Origin of the sequence: Paenibacillus auburnensis (genome assembly GCF_927798115.1) — a bacterium.
Classification (GTDB): domain Bacteria; phylum Bacillota; class Bacilli; order Paenibacillales; family Paenibacillaceae; genus Paenibacillus_AQ; species Paenibacillus_AQ auburnensis.
Genome location: NZ_CAKMMG010000001.1, coordinates 1286448 through 1312937 on the forward strand (window position 1 = coordinate 1286448; position 26490 = coordinate 1312937).

Consider the following 26490-nt stretch of genomic DNA (forward strand, 5'->3'; position numbering starts at 1 on the left):
ATGATAAATTCCATGCTCTATGCCAAAAGTCATGCCATTTAGATGATTGCCTGATGACGAACTGCAAAGAGTGCAGCTTGTGTTCTGTCCCGCAGACCCAGCTTAGCTATGAGGTTCGAAACGTGATTTTTCACTGTGCCTTCTGTGATGACAAGGATACTTGCCATCTCTTTATTATTTAATCCCTGACCCAATAAAGCGAGGATCTCTTTCTCGCGTTCGGTCAGAGCCGCTAAAGCGACAGTTTCCTTAGTGCTGAGGGGATTTGTTTTATCCAAGTTCGATTCCGAAATTTTCTTAAACTCATTCAACAGCATGGCCGTAATATCGGATTGAAGCACCGTACCTCCGTTATATATGGTTTGAATGCCGCTGACGATCGCCTCGGAGGGCATATCCTTCAGCAAATAGCCATGGATACCTGTTTCCAAAACCCGCATGACTAACTCCACGTCATCGAAGGTAGTCAGTATCAAAATCTTGGTCTCGGGGATATGCTTTAAGATCAACTCCGATCCTTCGATGCCGTCCATTCCTGGCATTCGGATATCCATCAGTACCACGTCCGGCTTCCACTCCAGCGCTTTCGCATATGCATCCCTGCCGTCAATTGCCGTCCCTACAATTTCCATCTCCGGCTCAAGACCGATAAGAGCGGCAAGCCCCTCTCTCATGAGCCGCTGGTCATCTACGATCAAAACTTTCAAAGCAGGACTCGCTTCCTTTCCAAGGCAGAATAGGGAAATGCCCCCTCAACAGCAAACCCTTCATTCCGATCCAGGTAAAATCGTACCTCTCCATTCCACTCCCTCGCCCTTTCCTGCAAACCGATTAGACCAAAACCTGGTTTTAATTCATCAGGGACGACCCCATCGTTACGTATGCTCAGCGAAAATCCGCTCTCCGAGTAGGCTAATGTCACATTCACATTCTTTGCTTGGCCGTGCTTCTGTGCATTGGTAAGGGACTCCTGAACCATGCGATAAGCCGTTAACTGGAGGTTGCGGGGCAGAACAACGGGAACCCCCTTTTTTTCAAAAGTGGTTTGTATTCCGGTGAATTTCGAAAACTCGGCGCTTAACCTCTCGAGACTGTCATTCAGAGAGATACCACCCGCCGGTTCATCCCGAATAGCCCTTACCGACAGCCGAATCTCTTGCAGGGACGATCTGATTAACTCTTCGCATTCTAGATAGATTTGCTGACTGCGTGGGGAATCCGCAATGTTCAGCTTGCGAGCCAACTGCATTTGAACCAATAATGCCGTTAATTTATGGCCTACCGTATCGTGAATATCCCGCGCAATGCGCACCCTTTCCCTTGTTGCTGCCCACTCTTCCGTTTGAAGCGCATACTCCTGCAGCTGCTCGTGTGACTGCATCAGCTGGGCATACAATTGCGTTACATCTTCCCGAGCGCGTTGATAATACTGGATAACTGCGCTTACGATACCTGAGAATATAATAAACGAACAAGAAACAAAATAGCTGATTATTTCGAGTTGTTTATATAAATACCAATCAATACTGCCCATTGTTACAAGATACATGGTAAGCAGCAGGATGCAAGTAATGACCAGCATTCGAGTGCTTTTGACTAACATCAGAATCGCCAAAGCGGTAATCCCGATGAATAAATGATTCGGAAAATCCCCACTTATATAAACATAGCCGTAAGCAGCAGATGCCAGGAAATCGATGAGGAGGACGTGAAGAAGCCAATTCTTTTTTTTCTTCCTATGGAGATAAAATAAATTAATCCCAAGGAACATCAAAATTGAAATCACAACAATGATCAAATTCCAAAAAATTATAATCGAATGTTCAAAATAAAAAACACCGGTTAAAGCTAAATCAAGGATGAGCTTCACACCAAAAATGAGTCCCCATAAAAGGGGGCTCTTTCTTATATTCTTAATCGCTTGGATCATAGACTTCTTCACCTCACTTCCCCCATATTAACACATATAGTTATTGATTGTGGTAAGGTTTACCATTTACCGAATATTCACCTTCCCGATGCAAGCCTACTGGCTAAGGGATACAATCCTTAGAGATATATATTGACACATTATATATCGTTCTGATATATTACAGGCGTGATTTACAAATATTTCTACATGACAAGGAGGATGAATTTTGAACACACAGGATGTTATTTTAGGCCTGCTTATGAAAGAAGCATTGACCGGATACCAAATAAAGCAGTTATTGGAGGATGTGTTCTCTAATTTCTATAGTTCCAGCTATGGAACCATTTATCCCACACTTGCTCGAATGGAAAAGGAGGGGTTCATCACTAAGGAAAATGTGCTCCAGGACGGTAAGCCTAACAAAAATATTTTATATATAACGCCTAAAGGAAGAGATCATTTTAACGCTTATTTACTAGCCCCGCTAGAAGGAGACAGCATCAGGAAATCCGATTTTATGATGAGGCTTTATTTTGGTGAATTCGTTGGGTATGACAAGGTGATTATCTGGTTGAAGCAAGCCCAAGAGGAATCACAAAAAAAGTTAGATCAATTACTTGGACAATATTCGCTATATAAAGATGAAATGCATCCAGCCCAGATCATCTGCATTCAAATTGGGATAGAAGAGTATCAGGCTAAACTTACAACCATTGCCGAGGGGGTGGTGAGCCTGGAGAGGTTATTGCAAGAGCAGCTCTGAACGTAGTGAATTTGAAACGAACGACTACGATATAAATTGTACAGACATGTTGATGATGTAACGTTCACAAAACTTTTAGGAGGAATGTTATGAAAACCATTTTTATCACAGGTGCTTCAACAGGCATTGGTAGAGCTACAGTAAAACATTTTGCTGAAAGAGGATGGAACGTAGTAGCCACAATGCGCTCACCTGAACAGGAAACTGAATTCATATCATTAAGTAATGTGTTAGTGCTTAGGCTCGATGTTGAGAAGGAAGACACGATTCACCATGCGTTAGCAGAAGCGACCCAGCGGTTTGGTAAAATTAATGTTCTTCTTAATAATGCTGGGTATGGAACAATGGGTCTTATAGAAGCAGCTACGGAAGAGCAGATTAGAAGACAGTTTGAAGTGAACGTTTTTGGTCTGATCCGAATGACTAAAGCCATGCTGCCACATTTTAGATCCAATCAAGAAGGTATGTTGATCAATATCTCTTCTATGGGCGGGAGAGTGACCTTTCCAACGATGTCTTTGTATCATTCATCCAAATTTGCGGTGGAGGGTTTTTCCGAGTCGGTATTCTATGAATTAGCCTCACAAAACATAAAGGTAAAATTGATTGAACCCGGTGCTATTAAAACGGACTTTGGCGGAAGATCGATGGAGTTCTTTTTTAATGATGCATTAACAGACTATAAGCGATTTACTACTGCATTTCGGAATAAATTGGGTGAGATGGAGAAACACCCGTCATACTCCTCACCTCCAGAAATTGTAGCCGAAACCATATACCAAGCGGCAACCGACGGAACAAATCAATTCCGATATGTCGTAGGGGAAGATGCCAAGATGCTCATTCATATGAAAGAAAATACGGATGAAGTGCAATACCTAACAAATATAGTCCAGCATTTTTCCTGAAAAGGAACCTGTGTTCAGACGTCCCATCCCTCAAACCATCGCTTCAGAGATCTTAGAAAGCTCTGAATCAGAGATGATCTGCCAGCCCCCGGAACAATACAGCTACAAGGGAATTAGCCGTCATTTGTGGTAAGGTTCACCGCAAATAATCTTCAACACGAAAAAAAACCGTTTCACAAGCAGCTCCATCATCTGACATCGCACTATTATCCCTCTCACAAAAAAAAAGACCCGATCAGCCCCCATCGGCTTCTCGGGTCCCTCATATTTTACTTCGCCTTACGCTTCAGCATCGCCAGGCCATTCACCGGCAATTCCAGCTCTGCCGGCACCTCGGCTCCGGATTCCAGATCGGTATAACCGCGTCCGTCCAGCTTGACCGTCTGTACATCACCGCTGAAATTCTGCACGAAAATATACTCATGCTCGCCGTCTGTGCGCAGCTGTGCGGTTACTCCCACAGGCAGATTAGACTCCAGGGTACGGGTGATTCCTGCCTTGGAAGTGATCGCCGCATACAGCTCCACGTAGAAAGCCAGATCTTTGACACGTGTAGCCAGATGGTACGCCTCACCTGCACCAAGCTTGTTCAGTGTCAGCGCCGGGCGGCCGGCATAGAAGTCGCTGCGGTAATGGCCAAGCGCCTCTGCGCCTTCCAAGTGAATCAGCTCAGCAATTTCATGCGCATCGTAGTCACCGGACAGATTCAGAACATTCCCGCTTTCCAGCACCAGTCCGTTGAGATCGCGGCTATGCAGCCCTTCGGTCTCTTCAGCCCAGATACCCAGCGTCTTGCGAAGCGGGCCAGGGAAGCCTCCAAGATGGCAAAGATCTGTCTCACCAACAACTCCTGACCAGTAGGTAGCCAGGAATGTACCGCCCTGCTCTACATATTGTTCAATCCGCTGCCCGTTCTCCTCACTGATTAGATACAGCATCGGTGCGATTACCAGCTTATAGCGGGACAGATCATCCCCGGAGCCGATCATATCGACCGCAATGCCCTGCTCCCACAGCGCACGATAGTGCTGCAGTACAGTCTCTTCATATTTCAGGCCGGAATTGCGGATACCCTGGGCATCCTTGACCGCCCAGCGGTTATCCCAGTCATACAGGATGGCCGTCTCGGCAGGTGTCGAAGTGCCTACAACCTCGGTTAAGCCGGCCAGAATTCGGCCTACTTCGGCCACATCCTTGAATACCCGGGTCTCGCCATGACCGCTGTGATCCAGTACAGCACCGTGGAACTTCTCACTGGAACCGCGGCTTTTACGCCACTGGAAGTACTGCACGGAATCCGAGCCATGCGCAATCGCCTGCAGGGATGACAACTTGTGCATACCCGGCCGCTTCAGTTTGCTGACCGACTGCCAGTTCGTCAGTGATGGAGTGCTCTCCATGAGCAGGAACGGCTTATGCTTGAAGCTGCGGAACAGATCATGGTGCATCGCTGTCCAGGCGGCCAGCCGGGCATCGTCGCCGTCCTCGGTGTAGCCCCAGTCCGGATAAGCATCCCAGGAGACCACATCCAGAATTTTGGCCAGCTCACGGTAATCAATACCGTCGATCATGTGCATATTGGTAGTAACCGGTAGATCCGGGTTGTAATCCCGTACCGAAACAATTTCATGACGGCAGAAATCAATCGTCCGCTCGCTGACAAACCGGCGCCAGTCGAGGTTCAGGCCATGTACCTGAGTCTCACCGTGCGGAGCCGGGGAATCAATCTGCTCCCATGAAGTGTACGTATGACTCCAGAAGGTTGCCCACCAGGCATGGTTAAGCTCATCGAGGCTGCCCTTATATTTGACCTTCAGCCATTCCCTGAACGCATTCTGGCAGAGATCACAGTGGCATTCGCCGCCGAACTCATTGGAAATATGCCAGCCGATGACCGCCGGATGATTCGCATAACGCTCCGCCAGCTTGGCGTTGATCAGCGCTGTCTTTTCCCGGTAGACCGGTGAAGTGTAGCAGTGGTTATGGCGGAAGCCGTGCAGATTGCGGACACGGTTCCGTTCAACACGCAGAACCTCAGGATATTTCTCTGACATCCAGGCCGGACGCGCGCCGCTTGGAGTCGCCAGGAAGGCGTAAATGCCGTTCTCTGCAAAGGAATTCAGTACATTATCCAGCCATTCAAATGTAAACACGCCTTCTTCAGGCTCCAGTGACACCCAGGAGAAAATACCAACGGACATCACATTGCAGCCTGCCAGCTTCATCAGCCTGATGTCCTCGCGGAGAACCTCCGGGTATCTTAGCCATTGCTCAGGATTATAGTCGGCTCCGTGCAGCATAACGGGAACCTTGCTGCTGAATGCAGGGGATTTTAGACTCATAATTATATATTCATCCTCTCATTATCTTCCATGTTAGGATGGGACTTTTCTCTGATTGATATCATTCAGAGGTCCTGTCCATTTCACGGATATTCATTTATACTATTTATAATATAGGATAAAGGTTTCCTAACTGTAGGAATAATCCCGCGATTACATAGTACAAAATGAATATGAGGTGAAAATTATGCTGCCTTTCTCCCTGGTGGAGCTGCCCCGCGATTCTGTTGAATTCCCGCTCTATCCCTACTCGGTCGGCCGCCACATCCAGTACCATCACGTCCGTCCTTCCGGTTTCCCTGTGCATCAGATTTTCCTGATCCGCAGCGGCAGCGGGCTGTTCCGCGACCTAACGGACGGCACCGAGACACTGCTGACTCCCGGCATGGTCTTTGCCTATCCGCCAGACCGGGGGCATGAATATTATCCGCTGTCCCACGAGCCTTGGATTGTCGGGTTTATCGGTTTACTGGGCAGCCAGTCCGAACCTGTGCTGGAGGGGCTGCGCCTGCTCCCCTCTGAGCCTTGTCTAACCGGGCGTTTCGAAGAATGCTGGGAGGCCATTGCGGAAATCTGGCATACCGTGGACAAGCATAATGCCGCGCGTCTGGATGAGCAGACCATGCAGGAGCTGTCTGTCACGCTGTACAGGCTGCTCTTAATGCTGCGGCGCAGTGAACCCGGCGCCAGTGATGCTAACCGTCCGGAGGCCGAAACGGTCCGTAACGAGGCACTGCAAAAGGCGGTCCGCCTGATCAACGAGCATTTTACCGAACCGCTCCTGATTGCCAATCTTGCTGCCGCCGTAGGTTACTCCGTGCAGCATTTCCAGCGCCTGTTCCTGCAGGAATACGGTGTCACTCCGCATAAATATCTGCAGAACCTGCGGCTGCAGCGTGCACTGCAAATGATTACCGAAAGCCCGGAACGGCCGGTGCAGGATCTCGCGCTGAACGTCGGTATGGAGACCAATTATTTCATCCGCGTCTTCCGTAAGACTTACGGCTGTACGCCGGGGGTGATGCGCAGCCGTCTTGCCGGTGAACGGGACATCCCTCTGGGATAGGCTCATACAGCCCGCCTCAACAATGAACAGGCTCCTCCCTTATTTAGAGCCCCACTCTTCCATTATGAAGAACAGGGTGCTGTTTATATTTCGCAATGATGCGACTGAAGCGACATTTGTAGTACTTTTATCAGATTTCGCAGCAGACAGACGCCTGTGTTTCCAGCACCGTACCAATCCGCATAGCGACATCCTGATGGGCCGGGTGTATAAGGTATTCATCCATGTCTGCTAAGGAAGCAAACTTTGTGATCAGGATCAAATCGTATGCTGAGGGGCCAGGGCGAACGTTAGCTTTAGCCTGAACATCGAGAAGAACATCTATTTTCCCTCTCATGCCCAGCAGAACGGTTTGAATTTGCTCGATATGCTCCGGTCTATCGTCCTTCAGCTTCAACAACAAATGATTTACTATCATTTTTAGGTTCACCTCGTTCCGTATTTGTTCACTTGTTACAATCCTTTAGATAACCTTATCGTAAGCTGCTTGATCTTATGGTTCTCAATCTGAAAATAGAAATCCAAATTTAGAGGGTCCGGGAGGCCGGTTTTGTCGAAGTCCCCGTCAACCTTAAAAACCACTATGACTTCTTCCTCATGCTGTTTAACCTGCTTGGGTTCAAGCGTTATGTTAGCAGCAAAGTGATGATCAGCACTCCATTTTTTTATAGCAGTTTTGCCACCCCACTCTTTGCCTTCATCGAACACAAGTGCATCCTCCGAAAAGCAGTCGATATAAGCATCCGGATCGGGTTTATTGGCAGCGGCTATAAAATCTTGTATTACTTGTGGAAGCAAACTAGTATCCATTAGATCAACTCCTTTATACACCCGTTACACAGTGCGGATGGTTCCGCCGTCTATGACATACTCACAACCTGTAATATAAGAGGCTCTGTCTGAGGCAAGGAAGGCCGCAAGCTCGGCAACCTCCTCAGGTTTGGCCGGACGGCCGAGAGGAATGCCACCTAACTCGTCCATTAACTGCTGGCGGGCAGCTGTATAGTCCGTTCCGGCTTGTTCAGCCATTCTCCCGATTAAGCGTTCCGCTGCTTCCGTTTCGGTAAATCCCGGCGCCAGTGCGTTGATTCTAATCCCCATAGGGCCGAACTGGGTCGCCAGGTTTTTACTGTAGTTAACCAGCGCAGCTTTGGCAGCCGAATAAGGCATAGTCATGGTGCCGGGAAGCCTACTTTGAATAGAGGAGACATGGACAATTACCCCACTTTGCTGTTCGGCCATGTAGGGTAAAAACCCGCGATCGAGCCCGACGGAAGAGAACAGGTTCGCATTGAACGTCGTTTGCCAATCTTCATCTGTTTGTGTCAAAGCTCCTGCTGTACTTGTGGAGGAACCGCCTACATTGTTAATTAAAATATCCAGACCGCCAAATTTCCGGATTGTTTCCTGAACAATATGATCCACGCCTTCCGGAAGGCTCACATCGGCCTGAATGAACCCTACTCCCTCAGGTAATGACTCAGGTATAGATCTTGCCGTAGCTACAACCTCAGCTCCCGCTGCATGCAGACGCTTTACGATCGCGAGGCCAATTCCCCGGGTTCCGCCGGTCACAAGTACTCTTTTTCCAGTAAATTCTTTACTCCCATTGAGTAAGTACGGGCTGTTATTCATCGTTTGTTGAATCCTCCTTGTATGTTTTGAATACAAGGCTAGTGTAATCAACAGAACCTGACAGCTGCGCGTCCAGTTATGATAAATATTTTTCGGCCATTTTGGCCGTGCGGGTTTTCATCTCCAGCCTGACAGATGCCGGCTCCATAACTTCCAGTAAATCTCCATAGGAAAGAAGATATTGAATAAGCCATTCTCCGGAGGGCATATCTGAAGTGACCCGGAATGATCCGTCTTCCTGTTTCAAAATGTCCTCTTGCTTAAACTCATCCACGATGCGATAGGCTCCCGCTGGTTCTATTTTTAATACCAGAGGGATTCTCGGCTTTTCATTAACACTAATAATTTCTTCACGGGAATTCCCGGCAGACTCCATCCTCTCCTGCTCCTGCAAAAGCTCTGAGAGTTCAACCCCGTTCCCATCTGAAAGCCCTACATTCGACATTCTGGTAATCTTAAAGGTTCTTAGCGCAACTTTATCAAAACAATAGGCTTCGACATACCAGGCTCTATTCTTAAATAGCAGTTTCACTGGTGCAGCTCTGCGGCTTTTTTGTTCCCCGGCCGCGCTCAAGTAGGTAAACAAAATCACTTTATGCTCCAAAATGGCCTGTTTTAGTAATGTATACAGCTCTTTTTGCTTTCGCCCGCTTCCCCATGGGGAGAAATCGACTTCAATCCAGTTTGTACTATTTTTCCTGAACAAGCTGCTTAACTTTGAGAAGACCTCGTCGGAATCAGGCAATCGGGCTACAGCCAAGCTTTGCAGGGCAAAAAGGATCTCATCCTGCTCCTTGTCAGTAAGCAAGGATTTGTTCAGGACAAACCTGTCGGATAGGAAAATACCGCCGCCTTTTCCTTGGCTGGTATAGACCGGAATTCCAGCCTGGTTCAAGGCTTCAACGTCCCTATAGACCGTTCGGACTGACACCTCGAACCGTTCAGCCAGCTCTGGTGCCGTAACAGTCCCCTTTTCCAATAAAATGTAAGTCATTTGAAGTAATCTGCTAATTTGCATTCGTTCACCTCTTGGTTAGTATAAACAAAAAAACTTAACAAGTTTATGTCAAGTTAAGATTAAGGAGCATTTTACCATAATGCAGAAACTTATGATTTAAATTTCACAGCTGCCCCTGCGGAGCTTTTTCCGGATGTTTAGATGAGTTAAGCAGTACCACGCCGCCGATAATCGCAGCAATGGCGATGAAAGACACGAATGTAAAATGATCGCCCCACACCATCACACCGAGCAAGGCTGTCACTGCCGTCCCGACACCCGACCATACCGCATAAGCAAAGCTTAACGGAATGACCCGCAAACTCATGGACAAGCTGAAAAAGGACAGCCCCATCCCCACGACTACCCCCAGGCCGGGCAGCAGATTCGTGAAGCCGTCGGATAATTTAAGCATCGTTGTTCCGAATATTTCAAAGCAGATGGCCATAGCCAGGTATATGTAACTTTTCAATTGAATCCCCATCCTCTTCTTTGCCCGTAAAATCAATGCGCCCCGCCGGTAGCAAGCTTCAGTGTAATGACGCCGCCGATGATGAGCAGCAGTCCCAGTATTTTTTTTGTATTTAACCGTTCTTTATAAAAGAAAACCCCCACCATGGCTGTTAACGCCGTACCCGCTCCGGACCAGATTGCATAAGCACTACCGAGGGAAATTGATTGCAGTGCCAGAGACAGAAAATAAAAAGCCGAGCCCAAACCCAATATTACACCAATCGAGGGATAGAGCCGTTTGAAACCGTCGGATAATTTGAGCAGCGAGCTACCGCAGACCTCAGACACAATGGCAAACGCCAGTAACACAAAGGGGTTCACAAGACTCTTCCTCCTAATTCGTCATTTCCAGCAGTTCCTGAATGACTTTTTCGCGCAGCTCTGCGTCCAGATTCCCCAATGAGAACATTTCGGAGAACCAGAGGCCGTCAGCAGCCAATCTTATAATGGTGGACCGCACAGGGTCGATCCCGTCGTTCTCGATGTCCTTTTGCCACAGCGTATATTGTTCCTGCAGTTTTCCGAGCAGTTCCGGCTTGCTGAAAAGCGCCGCGGTAAGCGCTGTGCTGATTCCATTCACATCCTTAATATCACAGGCCACCGATTCTGTGTAAGCTCTGCTCCACTTGCCTTGTTCAGTTACTGAAACTGCAGCCCGATCCTGGACATCGGTGACAAAGCCGCATGTCAGGTCTTCGACCAGACCCTGAATCAGGGCATTTTTATTTGGAAAATGGTGCAGCAGTCCGCCCTTGCTAACGCCTGCCTCCCTGGCCACTGCTTCGAGTGTAAGCCTCTCTACACCCTGATTCCTGATCACGAAGGAGGCGGCAGTTAAAATAACCGTCCGCTTCGAATTAATGTTCATATGGTTCACCTCCGGATTTACTATACCGTCCGGACGGTTTTTATGTCAAATGAATTGCGCAATTACTGAAAAAGCCCTAGGTTATGGTGGATAATCTTCCTTTTGAGTGCCGGAGATGCGCTTTATTTGCTGAAAATTCTTTTTGTGGCAGTTTTTCGGAACATCAAAAAGACTGCACGCAGTAAATATTTACTGTGTACAGTCTTTTCGAATAATTAACTTAACGGCTACTATCGTTACACCGCCGCAAACTGGCTGTTATACAGCTTGGCATAGTGTCCACCGCTGGCGAGCAGCCATTCATGCGTCCCGCTCTCGACAATATCCCCGTCCTTCATATACAGGATAATATCCGCCTCGCGGATCGTAGACAGCCGGTGGGCAATAACGAAGCTGGTCCGGCCGGAGATCATCTTAAGAAAAGCCTTCTGGATGCGGATTTCGGTCAGCGTATCAATGCTGCTGGTCGCTTCATCCAGAATCAGCATCGGCGGGTCAACCAGCATAACACGGGCGATGGTGAGAAGCTGTTTCTGCCCCTGCGACAGATTGTCGCCGGAGCCGCTGATCTTCGTAGCGTAGCCTTCAGGCAGCCGCTTAATGAAGCTGTGCGCATTTGCCGCTTTAGCGGCAGCGATCACCTCGTCCTCTGTAGCCTCCGGCTTGCCGTAAGCGATATTATCACGGATCGAACCTCCGAACAGCCATGTATCCTGCAGCACCATCCCGAAATTCTGCCGGAGACTGTCACGGGTAATCGTTCGGATATCTACGCCGTCAATCCGGATGCTTCCGCTATCCACATCATAGAAGCGCATCAGCAGGTTGACGAGCGTTGTCTTCCCTGCCCCCGTCTGCCCGACAATCGCCACCCGTGTTCCCGGCTTCACTTCCAGGCTGAAACTGCGGATCAGCGGCCGTTCCGGTGTATAGGCAAAGCTGACCTTATCGAAGGTAATCGTCCCTTGGCTGATACCAAGGACATGAGCGTCTGGAGCATCCGGAGTTTCCGGCGCCAGGTCCAGAATCCTGAAGATCCGCTGAGCTGACGCCGTAGCCGATTGGAGCTGGGTAATAACGCCGGTAATCTCATTGAACGGCTTCGCGAACAGGTTCGAGTAGATCAAAAAGCTCGACAGATCCCCCACCGTAAAGTGTCCGCCGATAACCAATGCACTGCCGATCATGGCAATGACTGAAAAAGTAATATTGTTGACCAGCCGGGTTGTCGGGTTGGCCAGCGAGCCATAGAACTGCGATTTGACGCCGGTCTGGTATAGTTCGTTGTTGCGTTCCGAGAACCGCGCGAACGAGCGGTCCTCATAATGGTAAGCCTGCACCACTTTTTGCCCGCCGACGATTTCTTCAACATAGCCGTTCAGACCGCCGAGGATTTTGGCCTGCTCACGGAACAGACGCTGAGAGCGTGTGGTGATGAAGCGAGCGACAAAATAAGTCGCGGGTGCAGACAACAGCACCACCACCGTCATGACCGGACTGATATAGAGCATCAGCCCAATCGCTCCGGCGATGGTGACAATTCCGGTCAGCAGTGTGGAGAAGCCCTGCAGCAGGCCATCAGAAACGGCATCCATATCATTGACAAAACGGCTGATGCTGTCTCCCTGCGGATGATTGTCATGGAATTTTAGCGGAAGTGTATCCAGCTTATCGAATAATTCGCGGCGCAGATCATAGACCGTTTTATACGCTATTTTGTTAGTGTAATAGGTGAGCAGCCAGCCAAAGAAGCTGCCGACAATATATACCGCAGCCAATAGCAGCAGCAGGCGGAGGATGGCCGGAAAATCCACATTGTCCGGACCGATCATCTGATCGACCGCCCGGCCGATCAGGAGCGGGCCGATGAGGCTGGCAATCACACTCAATATGGCGCAGATTACCGCTGAGGTGGCGATCCCCCGGTAATGTCGCGTATAATTCAACAGTCTCTTCCATGTATCCGTAGTGTTCATTGCGCCACCTCCCTGCTGGACAGCTGCGATTCACAAATTTCCCGGTAGACGCCGCAGTCCGCAAGCAACTCCTGGTGAGTGCCGGTTCCGGCAATCCGGCCTTCATCGAAGACGATGATCTGATCAGCCTGCTGCACGGTGCTGACCCGCTGGGATACCAGCAGCACCGTCATTTCCCGGCTGTGAAGCTTCAGCGCCTTACGTAAGGCGGCGTCAGTAGCGAAGTCGAGCGCGCTAGAAGAGTCATCTAGAATAAGGATCGGCGGCCGGCCGACAACCGCACGGGCGATCGTCAGACGCTGTTTCTGACCTCCCGATAAATTCAAACCGCCGCGGGCCACCGGCGTATCCAGCCCTTCCGGTAGCTTGCGGATAAATTCATCCGCCTGCGCTACGGCAGCAGCCTGCATAAGCTCCTCCCGGGAAGCCTCATGCTTGCCCCAGCGGATATTCTCTGCGATCGTGCCTGTGAACAGCAGCGCCTTCTGCGGTACGATGCCGATCATGCTCCGCAGCTGCTCCAGCGGATAGTCTTTGACATTCACGCCCCCGACTTTGATCTCACCCTCTACCGCATCATAAAACCGCGGAATCAGATTTACAAAGGTCGATTTGCCCGAGCCGGTGCTGCCGATCAATCCGACCGTCTGGCCGCGCTTGATGGAGACCGAGACATCCTGGAGTGCAAGCTCTCCGGTACTGTTATAGCCGAAGGAAACATGCTCGAAGGAGATTGCAGGGGCATCATATTCTGCTGCAACAGCAGCGGTATTCCCTTCATCGGAAACCGAGGTGGCTGCCGCCAATACTTCACTTACCCGGTTCGCAGATGAGGAAGCCTTGGTGAACAGGATAACCAGATTCGAGACAACAATCAGCGCCAGCAGAATCTGGGTCACATAGTTGATAAAAGCGATAATCTCACCCTGCGAAAGCCGTCCGGCATCGATGTGTCTGCCGCCTGCCCAGAGGATGGCGATAATAGCCGTGTTCACGACCAGAGTCGTCATCGGACCGAGCCAGGCGGAGATACGTCCGACCCGGATCGCGGTTGCGGTCAGGTCATCCGATGCAGCATCAAAACGCCGCTTCTCCCGGCGCGACTCAGCAAAGGCGCGAATGACACGGATACCGGACAGGTTCTCGCTGAGCACCAGCGCCAGATGATCCAGCTTCTGCTGGTATTTGCGGTAGAGTGGTGAGCTGCGGGTGATGATGAAATACAGAATCACCCCGAAGACTGGCGTAGCCGCAAGCAGGATCAGCGACAGCCGGAAATCCAGAATCATCGACATGATAATCGCTCCGATACAGATAAACGGCGCCCGGACAACCAGCCGGATCAGCATGGCCACTGCCAGCTGTAGCTGGTTCACGTCATTAGTGATCCGGTTGATCAGCGAAGGTGTACCGAAGAGGTCCAGCTCCGCATAAGACAAGGAAGAGATATGCTTGAACATCTTGTTACGAAGTGATGTGCCGAAGCCCTGGGATGCGCGGGCCGCATAATATTGGCAAACCATGGAACAGCCGAAGCCAAGCAGCGTCATGAACAGCATTAGCCCGCCCATCTTGTACACATAGGCACTGTCATTCTTACCGATCCCGTTATTAACGATCAGCGCGACAATCGTCGGCAGCAGCAGCTCCAGTATCGCCTCAAGCAGCTTGAAGATCGGCCCGAGAATAACCTCTTTTTTGTACGGTTTTAGAAAAACAGCCATTTTAAACATCATTACCTCACCAGCCTATACAATATGTAACCCCTATGAAATCATGAAAAGACCCGTTATGATTATGTCATATCCGTTTACATATTAATAATATTGGTTTCGTATCAATGCGATACGAATTGCATATATCAAATCCGGAGGTTTTCATATGGATATCAGACAGCTCAAATACTTTTTGGCTATTGCCGAAGAAGGACAAATCACTTCGGCGGCAAGGAAGCTGCAAATGGCCCAACCACCGCTCAGCCAGCAACTGAGGCTGCTGGAGGAAGAGCTCGGCGTGAAGCTCGTGGAGCGCGGCCCGCGCAGCGTTCAGCTCACCGATGCCGGTGTGATCCTGCGCGGCCGGGCACAGCAGATCCTGGAGCTGGCAGACTCGACCACCCGGGAAATCAATGATTTTGTGAATGGGCTGCAGGGAACGCTCTCGATCGGAACCGTCTCCTCTTCTGCCGCAACCCTGCTGCAGGACCGGCTCCTGGAATTCCATAGAAGGTATGCGGGTGTCAAATTTGAAATCCATGAAGGCAATACATATACGATTATTGATCTGCTGAATAAAGGGATCATTGAAGTCGGTATTGTCCGCACCCCGTTCAACAGCACCAATCTAGAATGCGTGTACGCAGCGGCTGAACCTATGATTGCCGTGATGACCGCCGAATATGACTGGAGCAGTGCGCACACCTCCATTGATATTGGCGAGCTGAAGAGTAGACCCCTAATCATCTACCGCCGCTTTGAGCAGCTGATCCGTGAAACCTGCCTGGAGCATGGCTTCAATCCCGATGTATTCTGTATGAACGATGATGCCCGCACAACCCTGCTCTGGGCCAATGCCGGGCTTGGCATCGGCATCATTCCCAGATCGGCGCTCGGCCTGGCCGACAACAGCAATCTGCTGTTCAAGGAAATCCGCAGCGAGTCCCTGCATACCCGCATAGCGGCTGTATGGGTCAAGGATAAATTCCTGTCCTCGCTGGCCGCTAATTTTATTGCTAGCTTCAGAAGCAATTAGCTAATATCAGCCTAGCAGTGACTAGTTCCGGTCGATTCCGGGGACTTAGCAAAACCTAACAAAACAACCCGCCCCGGCCAGCGCCGGAAGCGGGTTGTTTCAGCTGCACTCCCTGGCAGGGATGCCGCGTAGTTTAAACCATGATTTTGCAAATATCGTTCGTGAACTGTACCGGATCATTCACCTGCAGACCTTCGATCAGCAGCGCCTGATTGTATAGCAGATTCGTGTACAGGCCCAGCTTCTCCTTGTCCCCTTCGGCAGCAGCCTTCAAGGATTTGAAGACATCGTGGTTCACGTTGATTTCCAGCACCTTGTCAGCTTGAACCTCTTGGCCGTTAGGCATCGCTTTGAGGATTTTCTCCATCTCAATCGTCAGCTCGCCTTCGGTGGACAGGCAGACCGGATGGGATTTCAGCCGCTTGGAGGCTTTGACTGCCTTCACTTTGCCGGACAGGATTCCCTGCATGGCTTCGAACAAGCTCTTATTCTCATTTTCTTCCTCTTCCGACGGTTTGTCTGCTGCATCTTCGATGCCGAGGTCCCCGCTGGAAACGTTTTTGAATTCTTTTTCCTTGTAAGACATAATCATCTTGATTGCAAATTCATCGATATCGTCAGTGAAATAGAGAATTTCATAGCCCTTGTCCGAAACCATCTCCGTCTGCGGCAGCTTCTCGATCCGTTCCACTGATTCTCCGGACGCATAGTAGATATACTTCTGGTCTTCCGGCATTCTCTCTACGTATTCAGCCAGCGTAACCTGTTTCTTCTCCTTGGAAGAGTAGAACATCAGCAGGTCCTGGAGGGTTTCTTTTTCCATGCCATAATCATTGTATACCCCGAACTTCAGCTGTCTACCAAAAGATTTATAGAACGTCTCGTATTTCTCACGCTCGTCCTTAAGCAGGCTCAGAAGCTGGCTCTTGATCTTGCTCTTGATGTTCTTCGCGATAAGCGTCAGCTGGCGGTCATGCTGCAGCAGCTCGCGGGAAATGTTAAGCGACAGATCCTCGGAATCGACCATCCCTTTGACGAAGCTGAAATAGTCCGGCAGCAGGTCGGCGCATTTGTTCATGATCAGCACGCCGTTGGAGTAGAGCTCCAGGCCTTTTTCATACTCTTTTGTGTAATAGTCAAACGGAGTATTCTCCGGAATGAACAGGATCGCGTTATACACCACAGCGCCATCGGCACTGATATGGATATGCTTAAGCGGCTTGTCGAAGCCGTAGCGTTTCTCCGAGTAGAAGTTGTTGTAATCCTCTTCGGTCAGCTCGTTCTTATTTTTGCGCCAGATCGGCACCATACTGTTGACGGTCTGCTCTTCCTGAACCTGTTCGAACTCGCCTTCGCTGCCTTCCTTCGGCTTGCTGGAGGTGATGTCCATCTTGATCGGGAAGCGGATGAAGTCGGAATATTTCTTAACGATTGATTTCAGGCGGTATTCTTCCAGGAATTCGTCATAATTATCTTCTTCGGTATTCGCTTTAATCTTCAAAATAATTTCGGTACCGACAGCATCCTTCTCAGCAGGCTCAATCGTATATCCGTCTGCTCCTTGCGATTCCCATTTGTACGCCTGGTCACTGCCCAGCGCCTTACTGATCACAGTAACATCCTCAGCAACCATAAAGGCGGAATAGAAACCAACCCCGAACTGCCCGATAATGTTATGGCCGTCCTTGGCTTCATTATCCTTCTTAAACGCAAAAGAGCCGCTGTTCGCAATAATACCCAGGTTGTTCTCCAGCTCTTCCTGCGTCATCCCGATCCCGGTATCAGAAATTGTCAATGTCCGGCTCGCTTTATCCGCAGTTACTTTAATGTAGTAATCCTCTTTATTGAACACCAGACCCTCATCGGCCAGTGCTTTGTAATAGATTTTGTCGATGGCATCGCTTGCATTCGAGATCAGCTCCCGCAGGAAAATCTCCCGCTGCGTATAGATGGAGTTAATCATCATTTCAAGCAGTCTTTTGGATTCGGCTTTGAACTCTTTTTTGGACATGAATATAGTAATCTCCTTTCAAAAATATCCTTCGGATTACTTCCGGATGATTAGCACTCCACAATGATGAGTGCTAACACTTCCTTTTATATACCATATCCACGTTTTTGATGTCAATATCTTGCTGCATTGAGATTCATTTTTGGCCCATGATCAGTAACGTACATGGAATCCTTCCAGGAGAGTTTTCCATAAATAGTCATTATCGTGAAACTCATCCGGCACCAAGGGGATTTGCAGGGCACATACATTAGGAAAAGGCCACGGGGTTTCCACAATTCCGCTTACCGGGGCATGATTAATCACGAGCAAATTGAATTCACCGGCCACCTGCATATTTAGCACCTCCAGCAGCTCTGCCGTTTCATGTATAGTTCCTTCAGTTCGGATAAACAGAATCCGGTTCGAAGACCTGAGGGTATCCAAAAACCGCGGGACACGCCGGGTGATTTTCTCTCTAAGCTCCGGGTAGCTCAGCAGCTGGGTTGGAGTATTCTCAGGAAGCGGAAAGTCGTGGTGGGAGAAGATATGGTACGCTGCATCCCTCACAATATAGCAGCCTGCATGTTCATTAATGCCGGTAATCGCCAGATTAGGGAATTCCATAAAATTCATAAACTGATTCCGCAAAAGATGGCTGACCCCCGGCAAAGCAGGTGACTCCACCCAGTCAAGGACGCCTCCAATTTTTCTGAGCATATGACGCGACAATTGATCCGCAACCAGACAGTTTTTCCCTAAACTGAAAATGACATCGTAAGTTCCTTTGATCCCATTGAAATCCATGACCCATTCCCCCTCATCCATTTATCTTTATTTAATTAATTCCATAGATAAAGGGTTTGGACTATCCGGACGATATCCAGACATCTGGTCTAGTATGCAGGTCAGCCTTTCTGATTCTCGCGTACTATAAACCAATAAAAGTATAGGATGGTGAAAACATTGGTTAAAATATCAGTGCTCATGCCGGTTTATAATATGGCTCCGTATATTGAAGAAGCGATCTGCAGTATATTAACGCAGACCTATTCCGATTTTGAGCTACTTATTATTGATGACGGGTCAACCGATGGAAGCTTAGATATTATTAAAAAATTTGATGATAAGAGAATAAGAGTCATAGCGCACACGGTGAACCAGGGATTAATAGAGACCTTAAACGAGGGCATTGATTTATGTACAGGGGAGTATATTGCGCGGATGGATGGTGATGATATTGCCTTGCCCCACCGGTTTGAACGTCAAGTGGCCTTCATGGATATCCACCAGCACTGCGGCGTTTGCGGTTCTCAGGTCTATTTGCTCGGTAAAGGCGGTGTCACCACGAAACCTATGAGTCACGATGCGATCAGATGCTGGCAGTTATTCCATTGCACCATTGTGCATCCGACGGTGATGATCCGAAAATCCGTTCTGGAGGAACATGGCATCAGGTATCTCTATTATTTTCATGCGGAGGATTATGAAATATGGAACCGGTTAGCCGCAGTTACCCAGATGGTGAATCTGCCGGAGGTATTGCTGATGTACAGACAACATCCAAATCAGATCTCCAGTATCCACCAAGGAGTACAAGAGGTCCAATCTGAATGTATCCGCAGAGATCAGCTGCGTTTGCTTGGTATCGAACCCACTGCTGAGGAGTATCAGACTCACTTGGATTTTTGCCATTTTAGAATTCGGACAGGTGAACCCGATCATTATAACCGATGCTTGGCTTGGGCACACAAAATCCTGGAGGGTAATTTGCGGCAGCAAGTATATGACCACCAGACCTTAAACTCGGTATTATCGCAATGCTTCAGTTTATCCAGATATTAACATCAAAGTGTTACAGACTTCGCCTCAGCATCCGCTTGCAGCATCTGAATCAGGGATTGCAGCGGCAGTGACTTCCACTTCTTCGGATGAATGAGCAACTGCAGGTCAAAATGAATCTCCGGATGGGCAAATGGCAGCTCGGCCAGATTCCCGCGTTCAATCTCTTCCTCAGCCACAATTCTCGGAAGCAGGGCAATCCCTAGACCGTTCCGCACACAGCGTTTGATGGCTTCCAGGTTGGATAGCTCAAAGCCGATCCGGAACACGATTCCGTGCTCCCGGAGCAGATTCTCAAACAGGCTGCGGTAGATACAGCTCTCTTCCGAGACAATCAGCTCACAGTTGTTCAGATCCTGCAGGGTAATATTCGTAAGCTTCGCCAGCGGATGATCAGCGGGTGCCACGAGTACCAGCGGCTCATCCCGGATAATCGTTCTCTCCAGCAGCGAATCGGTCGTACTCCGGTCCAGCATGAGACCGATATCCACCTCTCCGTCCCTGATTTTGGACACCAGATTCGCTTCCTGCTCCGTTTGCAGATGAATATTCAGTCCGGGAAATGTCGTCCGCAGCTGCTGCAGAAACGGCGGCAGGTAAAAAGCGGCCAATGAATCAATTGTTCCAATAGTCAGCGTACCGCCGATCTGCTGGGCAATCGTTTCTTTGGAGCGGTCATATAAATCAAGAATCTCCACGAACAGCTTCAATAGCTCTTCTCCAGGCGGGGTCAGGCGCAGGATACGTCCATGACGTTCCATTAGCGTGACTCCGTATTCTTTTTCAATCTTCTGTATCTGCATGGTTACACTAGACTGGGCATACCCCAGTTCTTCTGCTGCACGCGTGAAGCTCTGACGCTTCGCCACCTCGCGGAAGGTCCGCATATATGTTAAATCCATTGATCTCACCTCTTAGAACGTGATATAACATCAATATTATTGATGACCCATATCATTTATTATAGCTAACGCCGATGGAATGTTCCATGCTAAAGTAGAATAAAAGGATTTAAAAATTTGGAGGACGATATTCATGTTAACAGAAGAACAGATTTATGGAATCTATGTTCCCGTGGTAACACCGTTCAATGCCGCCGGCGATATTGATCTACCTTCGTATCAGCGTTATGTGAACAACATCATCAAGAACAAAATTCATGGTCTGGTCGTAAATGGAACCACTGGAGAATCGCCGACAGTCAACATACAAGAATTACAGACACTGATTACTGCCTCACAAGAGCTGCTGCAAGGCAGTGATATTCCGCTGGTCATCGGTACAGGTACCAATGATACAATGTCTACCGTCGCCCGTACAGAGCTTGCTGCGAGACTGGGAGCCGATGCTGCACTCGTTGTCGTGCCTTACTACAGCCGTCCCTCTCAAGCGGGCATCATTGCCCATTTCCGCAAGGCAGCCGAAGTCGGCATTCCGATCATCGCCTATGACATTCCCGGCCGCGCCGGAGTCGGTATGACCGTTGATACCGCCCGCACCATCCTGGAGATGGACAACGTTGTCGGCTTGAAGGACTGCTCCGGTTCGCCGCTGCTCGTCTCTGAGCTGTCCCGCCTCGGCTCTAAGCCGGTGCTCTGCGGAGACGACCTAAGTTTCTTCGACATGCTGGGCTGCGGAGCCGCCGGAGGCATGCTGGCTTCCGCCAACGTGCATACTGCGAAGTTCCTGAGCATCTTCGAACAGTACAAAGCCGGCAAGATTGAAGCTGCCAGAGCCGAATATGACCTGCTGGTGCCGCTCATGAAGTTGCTCTTCAAGGAATCGAACCCAGCCCCGATCAAATGGCTGCTCAGCGTGCAGGGTGAGATTGCTTCAGATACCCTCCGACTGCCGATGACCTCGATTAGCGAATCGCTGCGCGAAGAGCTGGGTGCTTATCTCGCCGGTTAAGTCCCTCGCCATTAAATGATGACCTTAGAAGCAAAACCCGTATTGTACACTCTTTGCAGAGCGTGCAATACGGGTTTTTGTGTATATTGGGTCTACTAATTTATATTAATGTACAAAAAACAGCGTCCTCCCCTTTAAGGAAAGGACGCTGCATCATTGATAGAGTAGCTGATTATTGCGTTCTGCCGGCATTAACCGGAGCTTTATTGCCGTTTCGGTTCGGGCTTGACTGGCCGCCCGGTCTGCCCTGGCTGCCGTTTGAGCGGGCTCCGGGTCTGCTTGCGGCAGAACCATTAGCTGATCCGCCGGCTGCGCCTGGCCGGTTACCCTGCGCACCTTTGCCATATCCGCCTGTTCTATTCCCTTGAGAGCCGTTAGCACCACTCTTCGGCTTGTTCCCTTGCGTGAACCATTCCGATTTCGGCTTACGCGGCGGATTCGCTTTGGATTTTGCTGCCGGTTTGGCCGGTGCTTTAGCCGGACGGTCATTCAGCAGCGCCAGTGTGCTTTTGGACATCGGATAGTCATGTTCCTTGATTTCCGGAATCGTCTTGCCGATCAGCTTCTGGATATCCTTCAGGTAAGGAATCTCTTCCTCTTCACACAAGGAAATGGCAACTCCGCTCATTCCTGCACGGCCGGTACGGCCAATTCGGTGGACATAGGTTTCCGGAATGTTCGGCAGGTTAAAGTTAATTACGTGGGACAGTTCATCAATATCGATCCCCCGGGCAGCAATGTCAGTTGCCACGAGCACGCGGGTCGCCCCGCTCTTGAAATTGCGCAGCGCATTCTGGCGGTCATTCTGCGACTTGTTGCCGTGAATCGCTTGGGCGGTAATATTAATTTTGGCCAAATCACGTGTCACCCGGTCAGCGCCGCGTTTGGTGCGGGTGAAGACCAGTGCCGACACAATCGATTGGTCCTGCAGCAGACGGTTCAGCTGATTCTGCTTGTTGCCGTTCTGCAGCAAATACACAGACTGTTCGATACGGTCTACCGTAGAAGATACCGGGGTAATCTCGATTTTCACCGGATTCACGAGCAGCGTCTTGATCAGCTGTGAAATCTCAGACGGCATCGTCGCGGAGAAGAACAAGGTCTGCTTTTTGCTCGGCATTTTGGCAATAATCCGTTTAACGTCATGAATGAAGCCCATATCCAGCATCCGGTCGGCTTCATCCAGCACCAGAATCTGCACATATTGCAGGTCCACATGCTTCTGGGCGATCAGGTCGATCAGACGGCCCGGTGTGGCGATCAGGATGTCCGCTCCCTGGCTTAACGCCCGCTCCTGCGCCTTTTGCGATACACCGCCGACAATGGCTGTAGAACGGATACCAGTGAATTTGCTATAGGCCTGGATATTTTCATAGATTTGCAGCGCCAGCTCCCGGGTAGGGGTGAGAATCAGCGAACGAATGCGGCGTTTTCCGCCGGTAACGGCCGGCTGCTGGCTTAACAGCTGGATGATCGGCAAAGAAAAAGCAGCCGTTTTACCTGTTCCGGTCTGTGCGCAGCCCAGTACGTCTCTGCCAGCCAGAGCTGCAGGTATAGCTTCTTCCTGAATCGGTGTTGGGGATGTATAGTTTTCCAGGCTTAACGCCTTGAGAATCGCTGGGGTTAAATTGAGCTCATTAAAAGTCATGTATGTCTCCTTAGTTTGTAATACATATATTTTCAGATCACCCGGCTTTGCGGGATTACGTTTATTCCTGCGCTTCCACATATCGCAGAGCTAAGTCATAACACATAATGATACCACAGATCCGGATATAAAATAACCCTGCAAAATTGAATCCCGTATTCGGACTCAGAAAACGTCCCATAAAAAAGGAGCGGAGGACTGTTCCCCCGCTCCCTACTGTATAAAATGTAAGACTAATCTACAATTTCAGCTGTGTCGCCGTTGTTGGCACCTGCAGCATTGGCTTCGTCGGTGTCGATATGCATATCAAGTTTAAAGCTGTCGGATACACGTGCAAGCACGTTTTCGAGCACCAGACCGCGTTCTCCGCCAAGGCGGACTTTCAGCATTTGCTTGTCGGAAATGCCCCAAGCTTCTGCTTCGGAAGTATGGAAGTGAATGTGACGGGCTGCAATAATAACGCCTGTTTCCAGTTCAACTTCACCGGCTGGTCCTTTAAGAGTAATGCCTGGTGTGCCTTCGATATGTCCGGATTCACGGACAGGGGCTTTCACGCCAAGGCTGAAAGAGTCTGTGCGGGAAATTTCCAATTGCGATGCCGGGCGGACAGGTCCGAGAATTCTAACTTTGTCGAACTTACCTTTGCTGCCGATTACCGCTACTTGCTCGTTTGCTGCGAATTGTCCTGGTTGGGAGAGCGGTTTGAACTCAGTCAATTGATAGCCTGGGCCAAACAACGCTTCCACATGCTCCTGCGTAAGGTGAATATGTCGGGCCGACACACCTACGGGTACAGTCTTGCTCATTGTAAAGTCACTCCTTGTATTTTCTCTAGTATCTGTACAAGCCACTGAACATTATACCTCTTCTTACCCAAAAATAAAAAGACCCTCTTCACAATGAGCGTCTTTTTTTCTATATTCCACTGCTTTTGAACCCTAATGTGTCACGGTTTCGCCATTTAATCTACCCTGTTCCGAAATGACATGACTTTATGGCCTGGGTGGTAAATGCTCGCTTAAAAACCGCATTGCATTGTCATACAACCAGCCCCGTACCTCATCCTCCGGATAATATTTTACCAGCAGTTCGGCGAACTCCGCATATTTCCCCGGATGCTCCAACCCCTCTACCCACGCATCAATGCCGTCAAAATCAGAGCCGAACATCAGATGTTTGGTCCCCCCTAAGCTGCAGACATGCTCAATATGCCTCCGCACATCATCAGGTTTCGCTCCGCCTCCATCACGGACAAACCAGGGAACGAAGGTAAGACCCATCCGCCCGTCCATAGTGATCAGCGTCTTGATCTGCTTATCGCTCAGGTTACGGGGATGGCCGCAAATGGCTGCTGCATTGGAATGCGAAGCTATAAACGGACGTTTACTGCGCTCGGTCAGCTCCCAAAATCCTGTTGGCGCCAAATGTGACACATCCAGCAGCATTCCGCTTTTGTTACACCATTCGATCAGCTGCCGTCCTTTTTCCGTAAACCCGCCGTTTCTTGCCTCCAGCACGCCGTCCGCCGCCCAGTTGGCATAATTCCAAGTTACTCCGAACAATCGCACTCCTAGCTCAAAACACAGCTGCGCATAGAACAGATTGCCCTCCAGGCCGTCTACACCCTCCAGAGAGAGCACTCCCCTGGCCGTTGCGGACGCAGTAACTTCTACTGCCTCCTCCTTCCAGCGCAACCACTGCAATTGCTCTGAGCCAATGATCTTCTCCCGGAACAGATCGAGCTGGCCGAGCACACTTTCAAAGCTTGGTCTTCCTCTAGCCTCAGACAAATAAATCGCGAAAACCTGCATTCCTACATTTCCCGCAGCAAGCCGCTCCATAGTAACATCCAGCCGGCCGTCATTTTTAAAGCTGATCTCCGGACTTGCCTGCAGCTTACTCAGTACGTCACAATGAAAATCCGCAACTTTAAACCCACCTGCTGTCTTCATCTGTCCACCCGCTTTCAACATCGTTTGCTGAAGTTCTGCCTTAGGCTACATTATCATCTTAGTCTATGCCTTTTATGATCAGCTTTTTCCTGCACAGCAAAAAACCTGTTTACTCGAAGTAAACAGGCCCATCAGAATAAGTCCATTAATTATCTGGGTTCAACAATCAGTTTAATCGCCGTCCGATCCTCTCCATCAATCACAATGTCAGTGAAGGCTGGAATGCAGATCAAGTCGACACCGCTTGGTGCGACAAATCCCCGGGCGATGGCAACAGCTTTGACGGCTTGGTTCAGCGCTCCTGCTCCAATAGCTTGTAGCTCGGCCGATCCACGTTCACGAAGAACACCCGCTAATGCGCCGGCAACGGAATTTGGATTGGATTTAGCTGATACTTTTAATACATCCATAGTAAGTACCTCCCCTGGGAAAATGATGGTGTTCTTCCACTACTGTAGATGTTATTCGCGGGAGAAGAAATAATTCCTTCTTTTTGCGGACTACTCTGGAGAAAATAGTACAAAAGATACTCTTTTTCGATATAAAAAATATCACACTTTACCCAAAATCGGCGATTTTTCCCGAATTACCTATTTCATGCTGTCCAGATTTAGCTCATGATCCATTCATCTTCACGCAAGCGAATTTTCTCCAGACGTGTGGCTTTTCCTGTAGCCTCGTCAATCTCCGCGAATAACCCGTGTAACTGCCATTTGCCTTCATCAACCACAAACCGGGCTGGAAGCTGGGTAGTGAATTTATAAAGGACCGCATCCTTTTCCATACCCAGAATTCCTTCTCTTGAACCAACCATTCCGGCATCAGTTAAGTAGGCGGTTCCGCCAGGCAGGATCACATCATCATTGCTCTGCACATGTGTATGGGTGCCGACTACTATCGAAGCCAGTCCATCCATAAAATAACCCATTGCAATCTTTTCGGAAGTTGCTTCCGCATGGAAATCAACAAGGATGCATTTATGATTCCGGCGCAGCTCCTCCACGATCTCTTCACCTATGCGGAATGGATCATCAATCGCCGGCAAAAAGGTACGGCCCTGCAAATTTACAATCGCCAGCTGTTTACCGTTGCCCTTAACCACAGTGTACCCTCTGCCTGGCGTTCCCGGCGGAAAATTGGCCGGACGGATCATCCGCGGCTCGTCGTCGATAAATTCAAAAATATCCTTGTTGTCCCACGTATGGTTGCCCAGCGTAATGCCGTGAACCCCCCAGTTAAAAAACTCATTGGCAATCGCAGATGTAATCCCTCTGCCGGCTGCAGCATTCTCGCCGTTGACGATAATGATATGCGGCTGATATTTACTTTTCAGTGAAGGCAGCATTTCACGCAGTGCTTTTCTGCCGGTATTGCCTACTATGTCACCTATAAATAAGACTTTAATGTCGTTCTCCT

At 49.4% G+C, this 26490-nt stretch carries 26 protein-coding genes; 6 read left to right on the forward strand and 20 right to left on the reverse strand.

The window, feature by feature from the left end; all coding sequences use genetic code 11:
- Positions 1-38 precede the first annotated feature (38 nt).
- Both L6H70_RS05865 and L6H70_RS05870 read right to left on the reverse strand, forming a co-directional pair.
- Positions 39-707, reverse strand: a complete 669-nt coding sequence (locus L6H70_RS05865) for a response regulator (RefSeq protein ID WP_279306736.1) — start codon at positions 705-707, stop codon at positions 39-41.
- Positions 704-1942 carry a sensor histidine kinase gene (locus L6H70_RS05870; protein ID WP_236330834.1) on the reverse strand — a complete coding sequence of 413 codons (1239 nt, stop codon included), beginning with the start codon at positions 1940-1942 and terminating at the stop codon, positions 704-706. The genes L6H70_RS05865 and L6H70_RS05870 overlap by 4 nt, the downstream gene beginning before the upstream one ends.
- 196 nt (positions 1943-2138) lie before the next feature.
- Here L6H70_RS05870 and L6H70_RS05875 point away from each other — a divergent pair, with 196 nt between their 5' ends.
- Both L6H70_RS05875 and L6H70_RS05880 read left to right on the forward strand, forming a co-directional pair.
- Positions 2139-2675: a PadR family transcriptional regulator gene (locus L6H70_RS05875; RefSeq protein WP_236330837.1), complete on the forward strand. Its 537-nt coding sequence runs from the start codon at positions 2139-2141 to the stop codon at positions 2673-2675.
- 89 nt (positions 2676-2764) lie between these two features.
- Positions 2765-3583: an SDR family oxidoreductase gene (locus tag L6H70_RS05880; protein WP_236330840.1), complete on the forward strand. Its 819-nt coding sequence runs from the start codon at positions 2765-2767 to the stop codon at positions 3581-3583.
- 269 nt (positions 3584-3852) lie between these two features.
- Here the strand turns inward: L6H70_RS05880 and L6H70_RS05885 are convergent, their stop codons facing one another.
- Positions 3853-5925: a beta-galactosidase gene (locus L6H70_RS05885; RefSeq protein ID WP_236330843.1), complete on the reverse strand. Its 2073-nt coding sequence runs from the start codon at positions 5923-5925 to the stop codon at positions 3853-3855.
- Positions 5926-6112: 187 nt separating this feature from the next.
- Between L6H70_RS05885 and L6H70_RS05890 the strand changes: the two genes are divergently transcribed.
- Positions 6113-6991: an AraC family transcriptional regulator gene (locus L6H70_RS05890; protein ID WP_236333162.1), complete on the forward strand. Its 879-nt coding sequence runs from the start codon at positions 6113-6115 to the stop codon at positions 6989-6991.
- 130 nt (positions 6992-7121) lie between these two features.
- Here the strand turns inward: L6H70_RS05890 and L6H70_RS05895 are convergent, their stop codons facing one another.
- The 9 genes from L6H70_RS05895 to L6H70_RS05935 form a co-directional block, all read right to left on the reverse strand.
- Positions 7122-7409 carry a Dabb family protein gene (locus tag L6H70_RS05895; protein ID WP_236330846.1) on the reverse strand — a complete coding sequence of 96 codons (288 nt, stop codon included), beginning with the start codon at positions 7407-7409 and terminating at the stop codon, positions 7122-7124.
- A gap of 35 nt (positions 7410-7444) precedes the next feature.
- The gene (locus L6H70_RS05900) at positions 7445-7801 is read right to left on the reverse strand and encodes a nuclear transport factor 2 family protein (RefSeq protein ID WP_236330848.1); all 357 of its coding nucleotides are present in this window, start codon (positions 7799-7801) and stop codon (positions 7445-7447) included.
- A 24-nt stretch (positions 7802-7825) separates the two neighbouring features.
- Positions 7826-8626, reverse strand: coding sequence for an SDR family oxidoreductase (locus L6H70_RS05905; protein ID WP_236330851.1), 801 nt, complete (start codon positions 8624-8626; stop codon positions 7826-7828).
- Between the two features lie 76 nt (positions 8627-8702).
- On the reverse strand, positions 8703-9644 hold the full coding sequence (locus tag L6H70_RS05910) for a helix-turn-helix transcriptional regulator (protein ID WP_341482700.1): 942 nt from the start codon (positions 9642-9644) through the stop codon (positions 8703-8705).
- Between the two features lie 103 nt (positions 9645-9747).
- Positions 9748-10095, reverse strand: a complete 348-nt coding sequence (locus tag L6H70_RS05915; protein WP_236330857.1) for a DMT family transporter — start codon at positions 10093-10095, stop codon at positions 9748-9750.
- Positions 10096-10127: 32 nt separating this feature from the next.
- Complete coding sequence (locus L6H70_RS05920; protein WP_236330861.1) at positions 10128-10457, reverse strand: DMT family transporter; 330 nt, start codon at positions 10455-10457, stop codon at positions 10128-10130.
- Between the two features lie 13 nt (positions 10458-10470).
- Positions 10471-11004, reverse strand: a complete 534-nt coding sequence (locus tag L6H70_RS05925; protein WP_236330864.1) for a TetR/AcrR family transcriptional regulator — start codon at positions 11002-11004, stop codon at positions 10471-10473.
- 236 nt (positions 11005-11240) lie between these two features.
- Positions 11241-12980 carry an ABC transporter ATP-binding protein gene (locus L6H70_RS05930; RefSeq protein WP_236330867.1) on the reverse strand — a complete coding sequence of 580 codons (1740 nt, stop codon included), beginning with the start codon at positions 12978-12980 and terminating at the stop codon, positions 11241-11243.
- Entirely contained in the window at positions 12977-14713 is a 1737-nt protein-coding gene (locus L6H70_RS05935; RefSeq protein ID WP_236330870.1) for an ABC transporter ATP-binding protein, read from the reverse strand. Before L6H70_RS05935 ends, L6H70_RS05930 begins: the two co-directional genes overlap by 4 nt.
- A 148-nt stretch (positions 14714-14861) precedes the next feature.
- On the opposite strand from L6H70_RS05935, the gene L6H70_RS05940 reads away from it, so the two are divergent.
- The gene (locus L6H70_RS05940; protein ID WP_236330872.1) at positions 14862-15731 is read left to right on the forward strand and encodes a LysR family transcriptional regulator; all 870 of its coding nucleotides are present in this window, start codon (positions 14862-14864) and stop codon (positions 15729-15731) included.
- A 133-nt stretch (positions 15732-15864) separates the two neighbouring features.
- On the opposite strand, the gene htpG is transcribed toward L6H70_RS05940, so the two are convergent.
- Together htpG and L6H70_RS05950 are read right to left on the reverse strand one after the other, a co-directional pair.
- A complete protein-coding gene (gene htpG, locus L6H70_RS05945; protein ID WP_236330874.1) occupies positions 15865-17742 on the reverse strand; it encodes a molecular chaperone HtpG in 1878 nt (625 codons plus the stop codon).
- 153 nt (positions 17743-17895) lie between these two features.
- A complete protein-coding gene (locus L6H70_RS05950; protein ID WP_236330877.1) occupies positions 17896-18528 on the reverse strand; it encodes a DUF1796 family putative cysteine peptidase in 633 nt (210 codons plus the stop codon).
- Positions 18529-18687: 159 nt separating this feature from the next.
- On the opposite strand from L6H70_RS05950, the gene L6H70_RS05955 reads away from it, so the two are divergent.
- Positions 18688-19566 carry a glycosyltransferase family 2 protein gene (locus tag L6H70_RS05955; protein ID WP_236330880.1) on the forward strand — a complete coding sequence of 293 codons (879 nt, stop codon included), beginning with the start codon at positions 18688-18690 and terminating at the stop codon, positions 19564-19566.
- A gap of 2 nt (positions 19567-19568) precedes the next feature.
- Here L6H70_RS05955 and L6H70_RS05960 read toward each other — a convergent pair whose 3' ends face one another.
- On the reverse strand, positions 19569-20465 hold the full coding sequence (locus L6H70_RS05960) for a LysR family transcriptional regulator (protein ID WP_236330882.1): 897 nt from the start codon (positions 20463-20465) through the stop codon (positions 19569-19571).
- A 133-nt stretch (positions 20466-20598) separates the two neighbouring features.
- Here L6H70_RS05960 and dapA point away from each other — a divergent pair, with 133 nt between their 5' ends.
- Positions 20599-21474: a 4-hydroxy-tetrahydrodipicolinate synthase gene (gene dapA / locus L6H70_RS05965; protein ID WP_236330885.1), complete on the forward strand. Its 876-nt coding sequence runs from the start codon at positions 20599-20601 to the stop codon at positions 21472-21474.
- Positions 21475-21646: 172 nt separating this feature from the next.
- Here the strand turns inward: dapA and L6H70_RS05970 are convergent, their stop codons facing one another.
- The 5 genes from L6H70_RS05970 to L6H70_RS05990 all read right to left on the reverse strand — a co-directional run bounded on the left by L6H70_RS05970 (position 21647) and on the right by L6H70_RS05990 (position 26479).
- On the reverse strand, positions 21647-23122 hold the full coding sequence (locus tag L6H70_RS05970; RefSeq protein WP_236330888.1) for a DEAD/DEAH box helicase: 1476 nt from the start codon (positions 23120-23122) through the stop codon (positions 21647-21649).
- 233 nt (positions 23123-23355) lie between these two features.
- The gene (pduL, locus tag L6H70_RS05975) at positions 23356-23928 is read right to left on the reverse strand and encodes a phosphate propanoyltransferase (RefSeq protein WP_236330891.1); all 573 of its coding nucleotides are present in this window, start codon (positions 23926-23928) and stop codon (positions 23356-23358) included.
- 186 nt (positions 23929-24114) lie between these two features.
- Positions 24115-25074, reverse strand: coding sequence for a dipeptidase (locus L6H70_RS05980; protein WP_236330894.1), 960 nt, complete (start codon positions 25072-25074; stop codon positions 24115-24117).
- A gap of 149 nt (positions 25075-25223) precedes the next feature.
- Entirely contained in the window at positions 25224-25484 is a 261-nt protein-coding gene (locus L6H70_RS05985) for a stage V sporulation protein S (protein ID WP_019910496.1), read from the reverse strand.
- A 200-nt stretch (positions 25485-25684) separates the two neighbouring features.
- Positions 25685-26479, reverse strand: a complete 795-nt coding sequence (locus L6H70_RS05990; RefSeq protein WP_054941023.1) for a TIGR00282 family metallophosphoesterase — start codon at positions 26477-26479, stop codon at positions 25685-25687.
- Positions 26480-26490: the final 11 nt, after the last annotated feature.